This window comes from Rhodococcus daqingensis (genome assembly GCF_042665615.1).
Taxonomy (GTDB): Bacteria; Actinomycetota; Actinomycetes; order Mycobacteriales; family Mycobacteriaceae; genus Rhodococcus_G; species Rhodococcus_G daqingensis.
In genome coordinates this window covers 26,081-40,195 of record NZ_JBHTCS010000030.1, presented here as the reverse complement: position 1 = coordinate 40,195, position 14,115 = coordinate 26,081, and the positions used below count along the sequence as shown (strand labels likewise).

Sequence of the window (14,115 nt, the reverse complement as noted above, 5' to 3'; positions counted from 1 at the left end):
CGGCGACGAATCATTCCAGTTGTCGGTCGCCCGCGTGGGTGCGTAGTCTACCTACCGCACGGTAGGCAAACTTGCAGAACGCGGTGTGGAGGGGCACATGTTCGGGAAACTTGCTCGATTCGTTGTACACAATCCATGGAAGATCATTGCGGCGTGGATCATCGCCGCCGTCGCGGTCGTGGCGCTCGCGCCCACGCTGACCGACGTGCTCAACAAGGAGCAGTCCGGATTCCTGCCGGACACCTACGAGTCCATCCAGGCACAGCACCTGGCGGAGGAGCAGTTCGGGAAATCCGAGGACGCCACGGCGACCATCGTGATCAAGCGCGAGGACGGGCAGCAGCTCTCCGCGGAGGACCAGGCCAAGGTCGAGAGCCTCGCGGGCGCCATCAACGCGACCGGCATCGATCGGGTCGTCGGCGCCGAGACGGGGCCGCAGGCACTCGCCGAGAACAAGGAAGTCCAGCTGGTCAGCGTCGGACTCCAGGGCCTGCCCGACGAGAAGCCGGTCGGTGAGGCGGTCAAGGAGATCCGCAAGATCGGCGGCGAGACCCTCGCGGACAGCGGCCTGCGGATGTCGGTCACCGGTGACGCGGCTCTGATGGTCGACAACGAGGAGGCCTTCAAGAACGCCGAGGCGATCATCGGCATCGTCACGGTCCTGCTGATCATCGGGCTGCTGCTGGTCATCTACCGCAGCCCTGTCGCGGCCCTGCTGCCGATCGTCTCGGTCGGCATCGTCTCGTCCATCGCGCCCGGCATCATCGCCCTGGTCGCGAAGGGCACCGGCCTGCAGGTCGACCAGTCGCTGCAGATCATCCTGACCGTCGTGCTGTTCGGCGTCGGCACCGACTACATCCTGTTCCTGCTGTTCCGCTTCCGTGAGCGGCTGCGAGCGGGCGAGGAGAAGACCACCGCGCTGATCCATGCGGTCGAGCGGGTCGGCGAGGTCATCGCCTCCGCGGCCGGCGCCATCATCGTGGCGTTCTGTGCACTGCTGCTCGCGATCTTCGGCGCGTTCCGCAGCCTCGGCCCCGGCCTGGCCATCGGCGTCGGCATCATGGCGCTGGCCTCGCTGACGCTGATCCCCGCGATCGTGGCGCTGATCGGCACCAAGGTGTTCTGGCCGTCGAAGTCGTGGCAGAAGGAGCCCAAGGGCACCGTCTTCGCCAAGCTCGGCGCGTTCACCGGCCGCCGCCCCGGCCTGGTCGCGCTCGTCTCCGGCGGGCTGCTGGTCGTGATGGCGCTGGGCATGTTCGGGTTCAAGACGGACTACGACCAGCTCGGTCAGCTGCCGTCCACGACGGAGTCGGCACGCGGCATCAAGGACCTGCAGTCCGGCTTCCCCGCGGGCGCACTCAACCCGACGCTGGTGTACCTGCACTCCACGAACGGCACCCCGCTGGACCCGGCCGAGGTGGAGCGGGTGGCGCAGGAACTGACCACCTCCACCGGCATCGGCGGCGCCATGCCGGCGAACGAACAGGGCGGCCTCGCACTCATCTCCAAGGACGGCAGCACCGCGCAGATCAACCTGCTGCTCGAGTACAGCCCGCAGTCCAACGAGGCGCTCGACGCGATCGACCCGTTGCGCGAGGCCGCGCACGCCGCCGCGCCGGAGGGCACGGAGGTGCTGGTCGGCGGGCCGACCGCCGCGTTCACGGACATCCGCGACGCGAACAACCGCGACCTGTCGGTGATCTTCCCGGTGGCGGGCGTGCTGATCGCGCTGATCCTGGGGCTGCTGCTGCGGTCGCTGGTGGCGCCGCTCTACCTGATGGCGTCGGTGGTGCTGGTGTTCTTCTCCACCATGGGCGCGACCGCGTTCCTGTTCACCGTGGTCGGCGATCGGCCCGGCATCTCGTTCTCGCTGCCGATCATGCTGTATCTGTTCGTGGTGGCGATCGGGACGGACTACAACATCCTGATGATCGCGCGACTCCGCGAGGAGGCACGCGAGGGCCGAAGCCCAAGGGAGGCAGCCCGATTGGCCATCGCACACGGCGGGCCGTCGGTGGGTGCCGCCGGCATCATCCTCGCAGGCACCTTCGGGTCGATGCTGCTGTCCGGTATCGCCTTCATGACCGAGATGGGCTTCGCGGTGGCGCTGGGCATCCTGCTCTCGTCGTTCGTGATGTCGATGTTCCTGGTGCCCTCGATCACCGCGCTGCTCGGCCACAAGGCCTGGTGGCCGGGGCACGGTGACGCCGTCACCGCAAGCCGCCCCGACGAGGATCTGGAGCCCGTCCGGGTCTGACCCCGCCGAGCCGGAAACGACACAGGGCCCGCCCTCTCCGTCACCACGGAAAGGGCGGGCCCTGCTCGTTGTCGAAGGGGCTAACTCGCCCAGGCGGCCCGGTGGCTGTCGGCCGGCTGCGCCGGATCCCAGTTCTCGGCCTGGAAGTCGGTCGTGCGGACGGTGTCTCCGCCGACCTCCGTGACGGTCAGCACCCCGATCATGGATCCGAGCAGCGACGGCTTCGCGATGACGGCGATCGCGCTGGCGGTGTCCTTGAGGGCATCGCTGTCGAGGCCGCTCCCGCAGACGCGGACCGTGAGATCCACGGTCGACGGGGTCTGTCCGCTGTTCAGCTTGGTGACGGCACCGTCGACGGTGACGCCCGCGGGCAGGGTCGCGGACTTCGCGATCACGGTCGCGGTGGGGTCGTCGGCGCTGGCGTCGCCGGGGCAGGTGGCGGTCGGAGCTGCGGAGGCCTCGGTCGACGACGAGCTGTCGTCGGAGCCACAGCCGGCAAGAAGGAGGGTGGCCCCGAGTGCAAGGGCGGTCACAGTGCGTTTCACCCGGTCATTGTGGATGCAAATGGCGGCGCTCGCATCACGGGGGGTGAACAACCGGTGACAGGGCCCCGGATGGCCGGTCACACTGCTCTACATGTGGGAATCCCTGCCGGAATCGTGGAACTCGCTTCCGACGCCGCTGCGCGACCCGGTCGCGTTCGCGATTCCGTTCTTCGTGCTGTTCCTGGCGCTGGAATGGGCGGCGGCCCGGTACCTCGCCGCCCCCGAGTCGGGCGCCGACGGGCGGGCGCATCCCCCGCGCGGCGGCTACGACGCCGTGGATGCGAGGACCAGCATCTCGATGGGCGCGGTGTCGATCCTGACCAGCGCGGCATGGAAGGCCCTCGCGCTGATCGGGTACTCGGCCATCTACGCGTACCTGGCACCGTGGCATCTGCCGGTGGACGCCTGGTACACCTGGGTGATCCTGATCGTGGGCGTCGACCTGTTGTTCTACTGGTACCACCGGATCGCCCACCGCACCCGGATCGTGTGGGCCACCCACCAGGCGCACCATTCCAGCGAGTACTTCAACTTCGCCACCGCGCTGCGACAGAAATGGAACAACAGCGGCGAGATCCTGATGTGGATCCCGTTGCCGCTCATCGGGATCCCGCCGTGGATGGTGTTCGTCGGGTTTTCGATCAATCTCGTATATCAGTTCTTCGTGCACACCGAGCGGGTGGACCGGCTGCCCCGGCCGATCGAGCTGGTGTTCAACACGCCGTCGCACCACCGGGTGCATCACGGCTGCGATCCCGAGTACCTCGACAAGAACTACGCGGGCATCCTGATCGTCTGGGATCGCCTCTTCGGCACCTTCACCCCCGAGACGCACCGCCCCACCTACGGGCTGACCACCCCGGTGCGCACCCACAACCTCCTCACGCTGCAGGGGCACGAGTACGCCGCGATCGGCCGCGACGTGCGGGCCGCGGGGTCGTGGCGGGAGCGGCTCGGGTACGTGTTCGGGCCGCCGGGGTGGACGCCGTGAGGGTCACGGTCCGTCGACCACGATCTCGACCCCGCCGCTGAGCAGGGCGGTCGCGGTCAGCCCGAACATCCGGCGGAACGCGTCGCTGAAATGTGACGGGGTCGCGAAACCCGCATCGACGGCGGCGCGGGTGAGGTCGGCCCCCTTCGCGACCGCCGTCGCGACGTGCAGCATTCGGGCCCACAGCCGGTACCGCCGGAAGCTGGTGCCCGTCTCGGACGCGAAGAGCCGGAGGAAGTACGGCGTGGACAGGTGTGTGTCCCTGGCGAACTCCGCCGCCGTGACCGCCGCCCCCGGCCTCGCGCGGATCGTCCGGATCACCCCGCCGATCCGCTCGTCGACCGGACCCCGGACCGGGCCGGACGCCGCGTCCAGGATGTTCCCGGCGTCGGGGACGGGGGCGCCGCAGAGCTCGGCCAACGCCGCTTCCGCTCGGTGCCCGATCCCGAAACCGGTCTCCTCCGCCGTCATCCGCTCGAGGCACCCGTCCGCCCGCGCCGAGCCGGGGTCGAAATAGCAGAACAACATTCGCTCCCCCATCGCGACGATCTGGTGCGTCGCCCGCGGCGGGACGAGCACCGATCGGACCATCGTGTCAGGGCCCCCGTCGACGCGCAGGATCAGCGGCGCGTCCACGCCGACCGCCAGGCAGTACACCGCCGTCGAGTGCGGATCCAGGCGCAGTGACGGCCCGAGATACACCGCGTGCCCGCACCAGACCCACAGGGTGGGCGCTGGGAATGCAACGCACGTTTCTGGAAGCGGCGGCCGGTCCACAACCGCCATGCTGACACAACAAACCACGACGGAAGGGGCAACCATGTGGGCCAATCGGATCGCGCGGGCACTGCTGGTCGGAGTCGGGCTGGTCAACCTGGCGCCCGGCGCCGCGGCACTGTCGGCGAAGCGGGTCGAATCCCTGTACGGCGTGCCGGTCGGCAGCGCCGACCTGGAGCTGCTGCTGCGCCACCGGGCGGTGCTGCTGGGCATCGTCGGCGGCGGACTCCTGGCGGGCACGTTCGTGCAGTCGATCCGCGTCCCCGGCGTCGCGGCCGCCGCGGCGAGCATGGGCAGCTATGTCGCGCTGACCGCGGCCGTGGGACCGACGAACCCGCAGTCGTCGCGGGTGCGGGCCGTGGACGTCGGCGCGCTCGCCGCGCTGGCGGTCGCCGTGGGCCTGGAGGCCCGCCCGCTCAGGCCCGCCGCAGGCTGACCAGGAAGTCGACGGTCCCGGACCCGTCGACCGTGACGAAACCCAGCGACGGGGGCTGCACGCCGAAGTCCGTCCAGGTCACCGGGATGCTGCTGGAGGCGACCAGCGAATCGCCCGACCGGAGCACCTCGACGTCGACGGTCACCGGCCGCGCCACCCCCTTGATCGTCAGCGTTCCGGTCGCGGTGACGGTTCCGGTGGTGCCGTCGACCGGCAGACCGGACAGGTCCACCGGGCCGCTGAGGGCAAAGGTGGCGGTGGGAAACTCGTTGGTCGACATCACGTTTCCGGCGAACTGCCGGTCGCGACGGGAGTCGTCGGTGGTGACCGATGCGACCTGCACGGTGATCTCGCCCGCCGTCAGCTTGTCGGCCTCGACGGTCGCCGAACCGCTCACCTCCCCCGTCGAACCGACCACGGTGACGCTGGCGCCGTTGAGGATCTCATGCACCGTGTAGCCGGCCGCGGTCTCATTCGGCGGGGTGCCCGCATGGACCACCCACCGCCCGTTCACGTCCCCGGTCGCTGGCTCCGCGCCGGAGGTGGAGACCGAGGGCGCGGGCGCGTCGTCCTCGGCGATCCAGGTGCCGTACACCCACGGCCCCGCGACGAGCGCGAGCACCGCGACGACCACGATCCCGCCGAGTACCCACCAGCGTCTGCCCATGCCGGGGACACTACTGACCTCGCGTGCGCTCCGCAGGGTGTCAGTTCACCGCACCGAAGTGTCTGCGGGTGTCGCGCACGAAGCTCGCGAACAGCGCCTTGTTCACCGGCAACCCGAGCCGGACCGCGGGACCGAACCCGGGACGCGGCGTGAACGCGAAGGTCCACACGAAGCGACTTCCCGTCGGGGTCGACTGGACCCGGTAGTCCTCGGCGAACGACCGGAACAGCGGGACGTTGGCCTGTTCGACGTAGAACGCGTGCCGCCGCTGCTCCTCGTCCCAGACGAAGAACTGCTCGCGCAGCTGCATGACGCCGCCGGCCACCTTCGCGACCCTGGTCGTCGCGGGGCCGTGCGGCGCGGGCGAGGTGTAGTGCACATCGGTGAGCAGCCGGCACCACGACAGCGGCCCGGCGCCCGTCAACCCCCGCCACACCTCGTCCGCCCCCGCGCGGAGATCCATCCCGTAGGTGTAGACGAAGTCCGCCGTCTCGAAGTAGGAGTCGTCGATCGGTGTCAGGTCGAACCAGTGCATGGTCATCCGCTTTCGCTCGAAGGGCGGCGGCCCGCCTCGACTATGCCGCGCGTCATATCCGACCGCAGACAGTACTTATGACCCTTCGTAACAGTCAATGCCGAAGTCGGGGCCCGCAGTGATCCCGGCCGACGTCGCCGTCGAACTATGCTGTCCGGCATAGACAGCAAGGAGACGAGCACGTGACACAACGCCCCACCGCCCGCGATCGGATGCTCACGAGCGCCATCGCGCTCTTCCGCGAGCGGGGCATCGACGCGACCTCCTTCGCCGACGTCATCGAGCGCGCCGAGGCGCCGCGCGGATCGATCTACCACCACTTCCCCGGCGGCAAGACACAGCTGGCCGAGGAGGCCACCCGCACGGCGGGCTCCGTGACGGAATCGCTGATCGAGACGAGCCTGGCGCAGGGTGATCCCTCCGACGCCCTGACGCGCATCATCGACGTGTTCCGCCGGCAGCTGCTGAAGTCGGACTTCCGGTCCGGCTGCCCCGTCGCGGCGGGCGCCCTGGAGGGCGGGGACTTCCCCGCCGCACGGGACATCGCGGGCGAGACCTTCACCGCCTGGGAGACGATCATCGCGGCGGCCCTCACGCATCGCGGCGTCCCGGTGTCGCGCGCCGAGTCCCTCGCCACCACGGCCGTCACCACCATCGAGGGAGCGCTGCTCGTGGCCAGGGCGCAGCGCAGCGTCCGCGCCCTCGACCGGGTCGCCGCCGAGCTGTGCGGGCTGTTCGACGCCGCGGTGGGCGAGCGCACGAGGTAACCGGTGGCGTCGCCCGCCGGCGTTCACCGGGTCGTCGCGCACACCCGTTGACGAGATCGCACAGGGTTTGGGCGCCCAACGCGTGTGCGTTCCTGCCAGAAGGTGTGCGCCGGAGACGATGGCCATCCGACGGGGCGCGGGCGGTCGCGAATGCGGAAGACCCCCGACCGGGATCCGGTCGGGGGTCTTCGTGGCGGTGGCGGAGGGATTTGAACCCTCGGACGGGGGTTACCCGTCACACGCTTTCGAGGCGTGCTCCTTAGGCCGCTCGGACACGCCACCGCCGGTGACTTTACCCGACTCCGGGCCTGACGCTAAATCGACCGCTGACCGGGGCCTCCGCGATCAGCGCTGCTCGCGGAAGAAACCCTCCAGCAGGGCCGCGCACTCGTCCTCCAACACGCCGCCGCGCACCTGCGGGCGGTGGGTGAGCCTGCGGTCGCGGACCACGTCCCACAGCGACCCGACCGCCCCGGTCTTGGGCTCCCACGCCCCGAACACGACCTTCTCGATCCGGGCCAGCACCAGCGCCCCCGCGCACATCGTGCACGGTTCCAGGGTCACGGCCAGGGTCGCGCCCTCGAGGCGCCAGCCGTCGCCGTGCACCAGCGCGGCCGCGCGCAGCGCGAGGATCTCGGCGTGCGCGGTGGGGTCGGCGTTGGCCTCGCGGGCGTTCGCGGCCCGGGCCAGCTCGACGCCGTCCGCGTCGAAGACCACCGCGCCGACCGGGACGTCCGCGTCGTCCGCGGCGGAGGCGGCGGCGATCGCGGCCCGGATCATCGCCTCGTCGCGGTCCCTCGCCCCGCTGGGCAGCGACATCTACCGGGGCAGGGTGTCGAGCACCGAGGAGAGCTCGGTGGCGAACCCGAGCCGCTGCGCGATCATGCCCAGCTGCTCGTCGGGGTACAGCTCGGTCTCGGCGAGGATCACTCCCAGCACCGGCTCCGGCAGGCCGAGGTCCGCCAGCAGGCTGAGGTCGCCCTCCTCCCAGGGCTCGACGTCGTCGAGCTCGTCGGGGTCGAGGTCCGGCGTCTCGACGTTGAGCGCGTCGAGCACGTCGGAGGCGATGTCGTAGTCGAGCGCCGCGGTGGCGTCCGAGAGCAGCAGCCGGGTCCCCGTCGGCGCGGGACGGAGGATGACGAAGAACTCGTCGTCGACGTCGAGCAGGCCGAACACGGCCCCGGAGCTCCGCATCTCGCGCAGCTCGGTCTCCGCGGCCTCCAGACTGTTCAGCGCGGCGGACGTGAGCGCCGTGCACTTCCACTTGCCGTCGTCGAGGACCACCGCGACGCCGAAACCATCGAGTTCCTCGAAGTCCGAGGGGGCGCTGTTGTCACCCGCGCGCTGAGCAGCCATGCCGTCACCGTAGTCCGCCGGGCGCCGGTAAATGAAGTCCGCCGGCAAATGTGCCAACCTATCCGGGTGTCTGCTGAAGCGACTGACCCGCCGGTGTGCGTCCTCGGACTCGGACTGATCGGTGGTTCGGTGTTGCGGGCCGCGGTCGCGGCGGGCCGGACGGCCTGGGGCTACAACCGCTCGGCCGGTGCGGTCGAGGACGCCCGCGCCGACGGATACGACGCCGACACCGACCTCGAGGCGGTGTTGCGGCGGGCCCAGCGGTCCGGCGCGCTGATCGTCGTGGCGGTCCCCGTCCCGGCCCTCGACGCCGTGCTCGACCAGGTCGCGGCGCACGCGCCCGGCTGCGCGCTGACCGATGTGGTGAGCGTGAAGCGGGCGGTTCTCGACACCGTGCGCGGGCACGGTCTCGGCGCGCGGTTCGTCGGCGGGCACCCGATGGCGGGGACCTCGCAGTCGGGCTGGGCGGCGGGCGACGTGGCGCTGTTCCGGGACGCGGTCTGGGTGGTCGGCACCGACGACGGCGTCGACCCCGGCGTGTGGAGCCAGGTGGCCGCGCTGGCCGTGGACTGCGGCTCCGTGGTGGTGCCCGCCGCCGCCGACGAGCACGACGCGGCGGCCGCCCGCATCTCGCACCTGCCACACCTGCTGGCGGAGGCGCTCGCGGTGACCGCGGCGGCAGGCGGCGACCTCGCGCTCGGCCTGGCAGCGGGCTCCTTCCGGGACGGCACCCGGGTGGCGGGCACCGCGCCGGAACTGGTGCGCGCGATGTGCGAGGCGAACTCGAGCGCGCTGACCGTCGCGTTGGACGAGACGCTGCGGCTGCTCACCGACGCCCGCGACGCACTCGCGGACACCGGAAGCACCGAGGCCCTGGTGACCGCCGGGCACGCCGCGCGGCTGCGCTACGAGATCCTGGACCGCTGGGAGATCACCGACGTCACGGTCGGCGAGGACGGCTGGGTCGAGCGGATGCGCGACGCCGGCCGGCGCGGAGGGGCGCTGCGCGCCCGTGCGCGCTCGACGAGTGCAGGGACTCGGTAACCGCGCACAGGCGCGAAGCGCCTCTATATCCGCTCGGCCAGGCCCTGGTAGTCGAGGATGAAGCCGTCGCGGTCGATGGTGACCGAGGAGCTCGACACCGGCGAGAGCACGTGGATGCCGTCCGAGCCGCTGCTGTAGGTCAGGCTCGCCTCCTGCACGCTCAGGTCCGGCAGGTACACGTACACGACCGGGACCTGGATGTCCTCGGAGTCGGTGTGCATGCCCAACCGCCGGATCGGCAGGGTGTTGAAGAACGGGCTGAGCACCACGTCGACGTCCAGCGCACCGCCGAAGGTGGAGCGCTTCGGGTTCGTGCCGTTCTCGACCATCCAATTGCCCTGCGAATCACGGCTGATCGAGACCTGCCGCTCGCCGGACGCCAGGCTGGTCCGCAGCGAGAGCCGGCGGGTCACCCCGTTCTCGTCGGTGACCAGGTCGTAGGACGCGCTGAAGGCCGGATGCTCGGCGCACTGGCCGCCGATGATCCTGCCTGCGGCCTTGATCCGGTTGCCGACGAGCTGGACACGAACCGACTCCATCCGGGGAGCGTCGTGAGCCCGCCAGGTGAGGACCGCTGGCCAGGCCGATTCGGTGGCCGCCGACGCGGCCGCGGCATCCTGAGCTGGATTGGTCACCTGACTACGGTAAGCGACGTGAGGCCATCGGGCAGCGGTGGTGGCAGAACCTCGCGGGTCGCGGTCGGGCCGACGGCTCACGCGGCCTCCGCCGCGCGCCGCTCCAGGACCGCGATCCTGGCCGACAGCACGGCGAGGGCGAACAGCCCGACGGCGACGTTGAGCAGCGCCCCGAACTCCTGCGCGACGAAGTCGAACACCTGCGTCAGCAGCACCGTGACCAGTGCCGCGGCGCGCAGGAACTGCAGCGGCCACACCTTGCCGGTGCGGAGCCGGGCGACGCCGACCCAGCTCAGCACACACGCGATGGCGGTCCCTGCGAGCTGCCCGAGGGTGGTGATGGTCCGGGCCTCGTTCTCGAGATCCGAGGCCAGGGTCGCGATGGCGTTGATCAACCCGGACGTCGAGAACAAGACCATCACGAACGCGGCCGCCGCGACGGCGGGTCGACTGCTCAGCGCGGCCGGGATCCGCCGCGAGCCCCACGCCCGCACTCCCCCGAACCGGGCCGGGTTCCGCGGATCGCAGCGCGCGAGCAGGTCACCGATGTCCGCGATCGCGGTCGGGTCGGCGCCCGCCGCCCCGGCCCGGTGCAGCTGCGCCTCGGCGAGCGCCCGGCGCTCCGGCGGCAGTCCCCGGATCAGACCGTCCACCGCGATGGCGGCCGCGTTGCTGACGTCCTCGGCCACGCTGGGCGGCCGGGCGTCGTGCAGCCAGCGGTTGAGCAGCAGCAGGACCACGACGACGACGTACATGATGGCGACGGCGGGCCGGTAGAAGTAGTCGTTGGTCTTGGTGACGAACTTGCCGACCTCGTCGAGGAAGAGCCCGAATCCGATGCCGCCCAACACGACCGCGAGCAGCCGCGGCCGCAGCCCGAGGAACGAGAACACCACGACGAGGGCGGCGACCATCAGCAGCCCGCCCCACAGCACGTGCGCGACGTGCAGGGTGGAACCGCCGACCTGTGGGTATCCGGTGAGGTGCAGGTAGGCGCGGGTGAGCAGGATGGTCAGGACCCCGATGATGACGAAGGCCTCCACCAGCGCGCTGGCCTGCGCGTCGCGCAGCATCACCGGCCGGCGCCGGGCGCGCCCGGTCTCGGTCCGGCCGATCAGAGCGGACGCCAGTGTCATGACTGCGTTCCTTCCGGGACCCTGGGTTCCTCAGTGTCCCCCAGCCGAGCGGTCGTCGTCCCCGAGACCGCTCTCGGGACTTGTCCACAGCTGTGGACAAAACCTGTTAACACCCGGCGCCGGACTGTGGACAGTGTGGACGAATCTGTGGATTACATCGATGTAATTAGCCTGGACCAGCGCATTCACCATCCACAGGCCTGTGGATGGTGAGATGCCTCAGTGGCGGCGGGCTGTTGATCCACAGCCCGGACGGATGCTCGTCCACAGTCGGCGCACAGGTTTCCGGTGGCTGCGGGGGCGCGGCGCTCCGCCGGACCGCCGAACGCGAAAGGCCCCGCCGACCACAGGGATCGACGGGGCCCGCATGCCGCCCCAGGTCGGGGAACCGGACGGCATGGTTTTGATGCGGGCCCAATCGAGCTGGCTGGCTCCGGTTGGCCCGCGGCGACCATGCTAGCGCTCATCGAACGTGCGTGCTAGTCGACGCGCCGATCGCGCGTCGGGGCGTGGCCCGATACGAGAAAACCCTCGCCGGCATCTCTGCCGCGAGGGTTTCTCACTGTGCGCCCGAAGGGATTCGAACCCCTAACCTCTTGATCCGTAGTCAAGTGCTCTATCCGTTGAGCTACGGGCGCGTGTTCTTCAGTTGTGCTGGCCTACGAGCACCAGCGTGGCGGAAGCGAGAGGATTTGAACCTCCGGTCCCCTTTGAGGAGGACAACTCATTAGCAGTGAGTCCCATTCGGCCGCTCTGGCACGCTTCCTAGGCTCAGGTCCTTTCGGAACCGCCGGATGGAAAGGTTACACAGGCACGGCGTCAAGGGCAAAACGGCTCGTCAAAGCCGATTTTTAGCGCAGATTGCCGTCGAACCAGTCGAAGATCCGGCGCTGCGCATCCATCATCGCCTGCGCGGCCGGGTCGTTGTCGTCGCCGTTCGCCGGGAAGGCCGGCGGCTCGTCCGCCCGATGCTCGAGACCGCTGTAACTGACCACGAGGGTCGCGACCTCGGCGCGCGCGATGGCGTCCCGCAGGCGCTCGACCTCCTCGGGCGGGGTGCCCGGATCGTCCTCCCCGTACAGACCCAGCCACGGCGCCTGCAGTTTCGGAGCCGCGTCCACCAAGGCCGGGGCGCCCTCCGCGAGCGGTTGCAGGATGCCGCGCGCCGACACGCTGACCGCAGCGCCCACCGGCCTGGAGGTCGCGACGAGCAGGGCGGCCGTACCCGCGTCGTCGAATCCGAGCACCCCGACGCAGTCCGCGTACACGCCGCGCCCGGTGAGCCAATCGAAGGCGGCATCGAAGTCCGCGAACAGGTTGTCCCCGAACACCTCGGCCGTGCTGTGCAGCGGCTCGCGGTGGAACAGGTGCGGCGCCACCGTCAGCCAGCCCTCTGCCGCGAGCGAACGCATGAGATCGAGTAGGGCGTCAGTGAACTCCCGCGACTCGTGCAAGACCACGATGCCGCCACGGGCGGGACCGTCCGGTTCGACCGCCGTGAGAGGGACGTGAACGGGGGGCTCGTCCGAGTGCTCCCCCGGAGAGCGCAGCACCGCGCGGTCCGTGAAGATTCCCGACATACGTATACCTTGGCACGCCCGCGGCCCACCCGTTCAAGATTCTTTTTGCCGGTCGCCCAATTCTTTCCGGCGCACCAGCCGCCCCGGATCGGCTGCGGCGGATAATGTCGACACATGACCGTGCGCACCCGCCCCGACCTCTCCGGAATCGCCCCCTACGTGCCGGGACGCAGCTTTCCCGGGGCCATCAAGCTGGCCAGCAACGAGACCACCGCCGGTCCGCTCCCCAGCGTGATGAACGCGATCGCCGAGGCCGCCGCCGGCACCAATCGCTACCCGGACAACGGCTCCGTCGCGGTGCGCGAGGCACTGGCCGCCAAGCTCGGCGTGAGCGTGGACCGGATCGCCACCGGCTGCGGATCGGTCGGCCTCTGCCTGGAGCTGGTGCAGGCGACCGCCGGCCCGGGCGACGAGGTGCTCTACGCGTGGCGCTCGTTCGAGGCCTACCCCGTGGTCACCAAGGTCGCGGGCGCGACGCCGGTCGAGGTTCCGCTGACGCCGGACCACGCGCACGACCTCGACGCCATGCTCGCGGCGATCACCGACCGCACCCGGCTGATCTTCGTCTGCAACCCGAACAATCCGACGGGAACCCTGGTCGCCACCGAGGCCCTCGAGCGCTTCCTCGACGCGGTCCCCGCGCACATTCTCGTGGTGCTGGACGAGGCCTACTTCGAGTACATGCGGCCCGGCGACGCGGGCGACACCGCGCCGGACGGCGTGGCCCTGGCCGAGGGCAGGCCGAACGTCGTTGTGCTGCGGACGTTTTCGAAGGCCTATGGGCTCGCCGGGCTGAGGATCGGGTACGCCATCGCCGACCCGGAGATCATCGCCGCCCTCTTCAAGGTGCACCTGCCGCTGTCGGTCAACTCGGTCGCCCAGGCCGCCGCGGTCGCCTCGCTGGCCGCGGAGGCGGAACTGCTCGCCCGCACCGACGCGGTGGTCGCCGAGCGGATCCGGGTCCGGGACGCGCTGATCGCGGCCGGCTACGAGGTGCCGCCGTCGGCGGCGAACTTCGTGTGGCTCCCGCTGGGCGCGCACGCGGCGGCGTTCGGCGAGGCGAGCGCGACCGCGGGGGTGCTGATCCGGCCCTACGGCGTGGACGGCGCCCGCGTCACCATCGGCGACCCCGACGAGAACGACGCGTTCCTGGCGTTCGCGACCGGGGCCGGACTGCCCATCTGGAAGGCGTCCCAGCAGGGCTGAGGATTCCGGCCCGCCACGCCGGCACCCGCACAACGCGAAACGGCTCCGACCGGGGTTGCAACCCTGGTCGGAGCCGTTCCTGCTGTGGCGGAAGCGGAGGGATTTGAACCCCCGGTCGCTCTCACGACGCTCGCTTTCAAGGCGAGTGCATTCGGCCGCTCTGCCACGCTTCCATCGCAGATC

The 14,115-nt window shown here is 70.4% G+C and carries 15 protein-coding genes and 4 tRNA genes; 6 read left to right on the top strand and 13 right to left on the bottom strand.

Features of this window, described 5'->3' with window-relative positions; translation table 11 throughout:
* Positions 1 to 97 precede the first annotated feature (97 nt).
* A complete protein-coding gene (locus tag ACFQS9_RS24535) occupies positions 98 to 2,257 on the top strand; it encodes an MMPL family transporter (protein ID WP_378409164.1) in 2,160 nt (719 codons plus the stop codon).
* An 80-nt stretch (positions 2,258 to 2,337) separates the two neighbouring features.
* Here ACFQS9_RS24535 and ACFQS9_RS24530 read toward each other — a convergent pair whose 3' ends face one another.
* Positions 2,338 to 2,802: a hypothetical protein gene (locus ACFQS9_RS24530; RefSeq protein WP_378409163.1), complete on the bottom strand. Its 465-nt coding sequence runs from the start codon at positions 2,800 to 2,802 to the stop codon at positions 2,338 to 2,340.
* 91 nt (positions 2,803 to 2,893) lie between these two features.
* On the opposite strand from ACFQS9_RS24530, the gene ACFQS9_RS24525 reads away from it, so the two are divergent.
* Complete coding sequence (locus ACFQS9_RS24525) at positions 2,894 to 3,793, top strand: sterol desaturase family protein (RefSeq protein ID WP_378409162.1); 900 nt, start codon at positions 2,894 to 2,896, stop codon at positions 3,791 to 3,793.
* Between the two features lie 3 nt (positions 3,794 to 3,796).
* On the opposite strand, the gene ACFQS9_RS24520 is transcribed toward ACFQS9_RS24525, so the two are convergent.
* On the bottom strand, positions 3,797 to 4,495 hold the full coding sequence (locus tag ACFQS9_RS24520) for a helix-turn-helix domain-containing protein (RefSeq protein ID WP_378409161.1): 699 nt from the start codon (positions 4,493 to 4,495) through the stop codon (positions 3,797 to 3,799).
* 118 nt (positions 4,496 to 4,613) lie between these two features.
* Between ACFQS9_RS24520 and ACFQS9_RS24515 the strand changes: the two genes are divergently transcribed.
* Positions 4,614 to 5,006: a hypothetical protein gene (locus tag ACFQS9_RS24515; RefSeq protein WP_378409160.1), complete on the top strand. Its 393-nt coding sequence runs from the start codon at positions 4,614 to 4,616 to the stop codon at positions 5,004 to 5,006.
* On the opposite strand, the gene ACFQS9_RS24510 is transcribed toward ACFQS9_RS24515, so the two are convergent.
* The gene (locus ACFQS9_RS24510; protein ID WP_378409159.1) at positions 4,987 to 5,673 is read right to left on the bottom strand and encodes a YceI family protein; all 687 of its coding nucleotides are present in this window, start codon (positions 5,671 to 5,673) and stop codon (positions 4,987 to 4,989) included. The two genes, ACFQS9_RS24515 and ACFQS9_RS24510, sit on opposite strands and share 20 nt — an antisense overlap.
* 40 nt (positions 5,674 to 5,713) lie before the next feature.
* A complete protein-coding gene (locus tag ACFQS9_RS24505) occupies positions 5,714 to 6,214 on the bottom strand; it encodes an SRPBCC family protein (RefSeq protein WP_378409158.1) in 501 nt (166 codons plus the stop codon).
* Between the two features lie 176 nt (positions 6,215 to 6,390).
* On the opposite strand from ACFQS9_RS24505, the gene ACFQS9_RS24500 reads away from it, so the two are divergent.
* Positions 6,391 to 6,975: a TetR/AcrR family transcriptional regulator gene (locus ACFQS9_RS24500; RefSeq protein ID WP_378409157.1), complete on the top strand. Its 585-nt coding sequence runs from the start codon at positions 6,391 to 6,393 to the stop codon at positions 6,973 to 6,975.
* 191 nt (positions 6,976 to 7,166) lie between these two features.
* On the opposite strand, the gene ACFQS9_RS24495 is transcribed toward ACFQS9_RS24500, so the two are convergent.
* From ACFQS9_RS24495 to ACFQS9_RS24485, 3 genes are all read right to left on the bottom strand, one after another.
* A tRNA-Ser gene (locus tag ACFQS9_RS24495) sits at positions 7,167 to 7,257 on the bottom strand.
* 63 nt (positions 7,258 to 7,320) lie between these two features.
* On the bottom strand, positions 7,321 to 7,794 hold the full coding sequence (locus ACFQS9_RS24490) for a nucleoside deaminase (RefSeq protein ID WP_378409156.1): 474 nt from the start codon (positions 7,792 to 7,794) through the stop codon (positions 7,321 to 7,323).
* A complete protein-coding gene (locus ACFQS9_RS24485; protein WP_378409155.1) occupies positions 7,795 to 8,331 on the bottom strand; it encodes a tRNA adenosine deaminase-associated protein in 537 nt (178 codons plus the stop codon).
* A gap of 48 nt (positions 8,332 to 8,379) precedes the next feature.
* Here ACFQS9_RS24485 and ACFQS9_RS24480 point away from each other — a divergent pair, with 48 nt between their 5' ends.
* Positions 8,380 to 9,375, top strand: a complete 996-nt coding sequence (locus ACFQS9_RS24480; protein ID WP_378409154.1) for a prephenate dehydrogenase — start codon at positions 8,380 to 8,382, stop codon at positions 9,373 to 9,375.
* Between the two features lie 23 nt (positions 9,376 to 9,398).
* On the opposite strand, the gene ACFQS9_RS24475 is transcribed toward ACFQS9_RS24480, so the two are convergent.
* The 5 genes from ACFQS9_RS24475 to ACFQS9_RS24455 all read right to left on the bottom strand — a co-directional run bounded on the left by ACFQS9_RS24475 (position 9,399) and on the right by ACFQS9_RS24455 (position 12,726).
* On the bottom strand, positions 9,399 to 10,010 hold the full coding sequence (locus ACFQS9_RS24475) for a putative glycolipid-binding domain-containing protein (RefSeq protein WP_378409153.1): 612 nt from the start codon (positions 10,008 to 10,010) through the stop codon (positions 9,399 to 9,401).
* Between the two features lie 77 nt (positions 10,011 to 10,087).
* Positions 10,088 to 11,146, bottom strand: coding sequence for a hypothetical protein (locus ACFQS9_RS24470; protein WP_378409152.1), 1,059 nt, complete (start codon positions 11,144 to 11,146; stop codon positions 10,088 to 10,090).
* Positions 11,147 to 11,711: 565 nt separating this feature from the next.
* A tRNA-Arg gene (locus tag ACFQS9_RS24465) sits at positions 11,712 to 11,784 on the bottom strand.
* 36 nt (positions 11,785 to 11,820) lie between these two features.
* Positions 11,821 to 11,912: transfer RNA gene (locus ACFQS9_RS24460), tRNA-Ser, on the bottom strand.
* 85 nt (positions 11,913 to 11,997) lie between these two features.
* Entirely contained in the window at positions 11,998 to 12,726 is a 729-nt protein-coding gene (locus ACFQS9_RS24455; RefSeq protein WP_378409151.1) for a dienelactone hydrolase family protein, read from the bottom strand.
* Positions 12,727 to 12,840: 114 nt separating this feature from the next.
* On the opposite strand from ACFQS9_RS24455, the gene hisC reads away from it, so the two are divergent.
* Entirely contained in the window at positions 12,841 to 13,932 is a 1,092-nt protein-coding gene (gene hisC, locus ACFQS9_RS24450; RefSeq protein WP_378409150.1) for a histidinol-phosphate transaminase, read from the top strand.
* A gap of 85 nt (positions 13,933 to 14,017) precedes the next feature.
* On the opposite strand, the gene ACFQS9_RS24445 is transcribed toward hisC, so the two are convergent.
* Positions 14,018 to 14,105: transfer RNA gene (locus tag ACFQS9_RS24445), tRNA-Ser, on the bottom strand.
* Between the last annotated feature and the right edge of the window lie 10 nt (positions 14,106 to 14,115).

Bases quoted from the DNA above. Each gene is read 5' to 3' on its own strand.
- ACFQS9_RS24535 (WP_378409164.1), top strand. From the start codon at position 98: ATGTTCGGGAAACTTGCTCGATTCGTTGTACACAATCCATGGAAGATC.
- ACFQS9_RS24525 (WP_378409162.1), top strand. From the start codon at position 2,894: ATGTGGGAATCCCTGCCGGAATCGTGGAACTCGCTTCCGACGCCGCTG.
- ACFQS9_RS24515 (WP_378409160.1), top strand. From the start codon at position 4,614: ATGTGGGCCAATCGGATCGCGCGGGCACTGCTGGTCGGAGTCGGGCTG.
- ACFQS9_RS24510 (WP_378409159.1), bottom strand. From the start codon at position 5,673: ATGGGCAGACGCTGGTGGGTACTCGGCGGGATCGTGGTCGTCGCGGTG.
- ACFQS9_RS24505 (WP_378409158.1), bottom strand. From the start codon at position 6,214: ATGACCATGCACTGGTTCGACCTGACACCGATCGACGACTCCTACTTC.
- ACFQS9_RS24490 (WP_378409156.1), bottom strand. From the start codon at position 7,794: ATGTCGCTGCCCAGCGGGGCGAGGGACCGCGACGAGGCGATGATCCGG.
- ACFQS9_RS24485 (WP_378409155.1), bottom strand. From the start codon at position 8,331: ATGGCTGCTCAGCGCGCGGGTGACAACAGCGCCCCCTCGGACTTCGAG.
- ACFQS9_RS24480 (WP_378409154.1), top strand. From the start codon at position 8,380: ATGTGCCAACCTATCCGGGTGTCTGCTGAAGCGACTGACCCGCCGGTG.
- ACFQS9_RS24470 (WP_378409152.1), bottom strand. From the start codon at position 11,146: ATGACACTGGCGTCCGCTCTGATCGGCCGGACCGAGACCGGGCGCGCC.
- ACFQS9_RS24455 (WP_378409151.1), bottom strand. From the start codon at position 12,726: ATGTCGGGAATCTTCACGGACCGCGCGGTGCTGCGCTCTCCGGGGGAG.
- hisC (WP_378409150.1), top strand. From the start codon at position 12,841: ATGACCGTGCGCACCCGCCCCGACCTCTCCGGAATCGCCCCCTACGTG.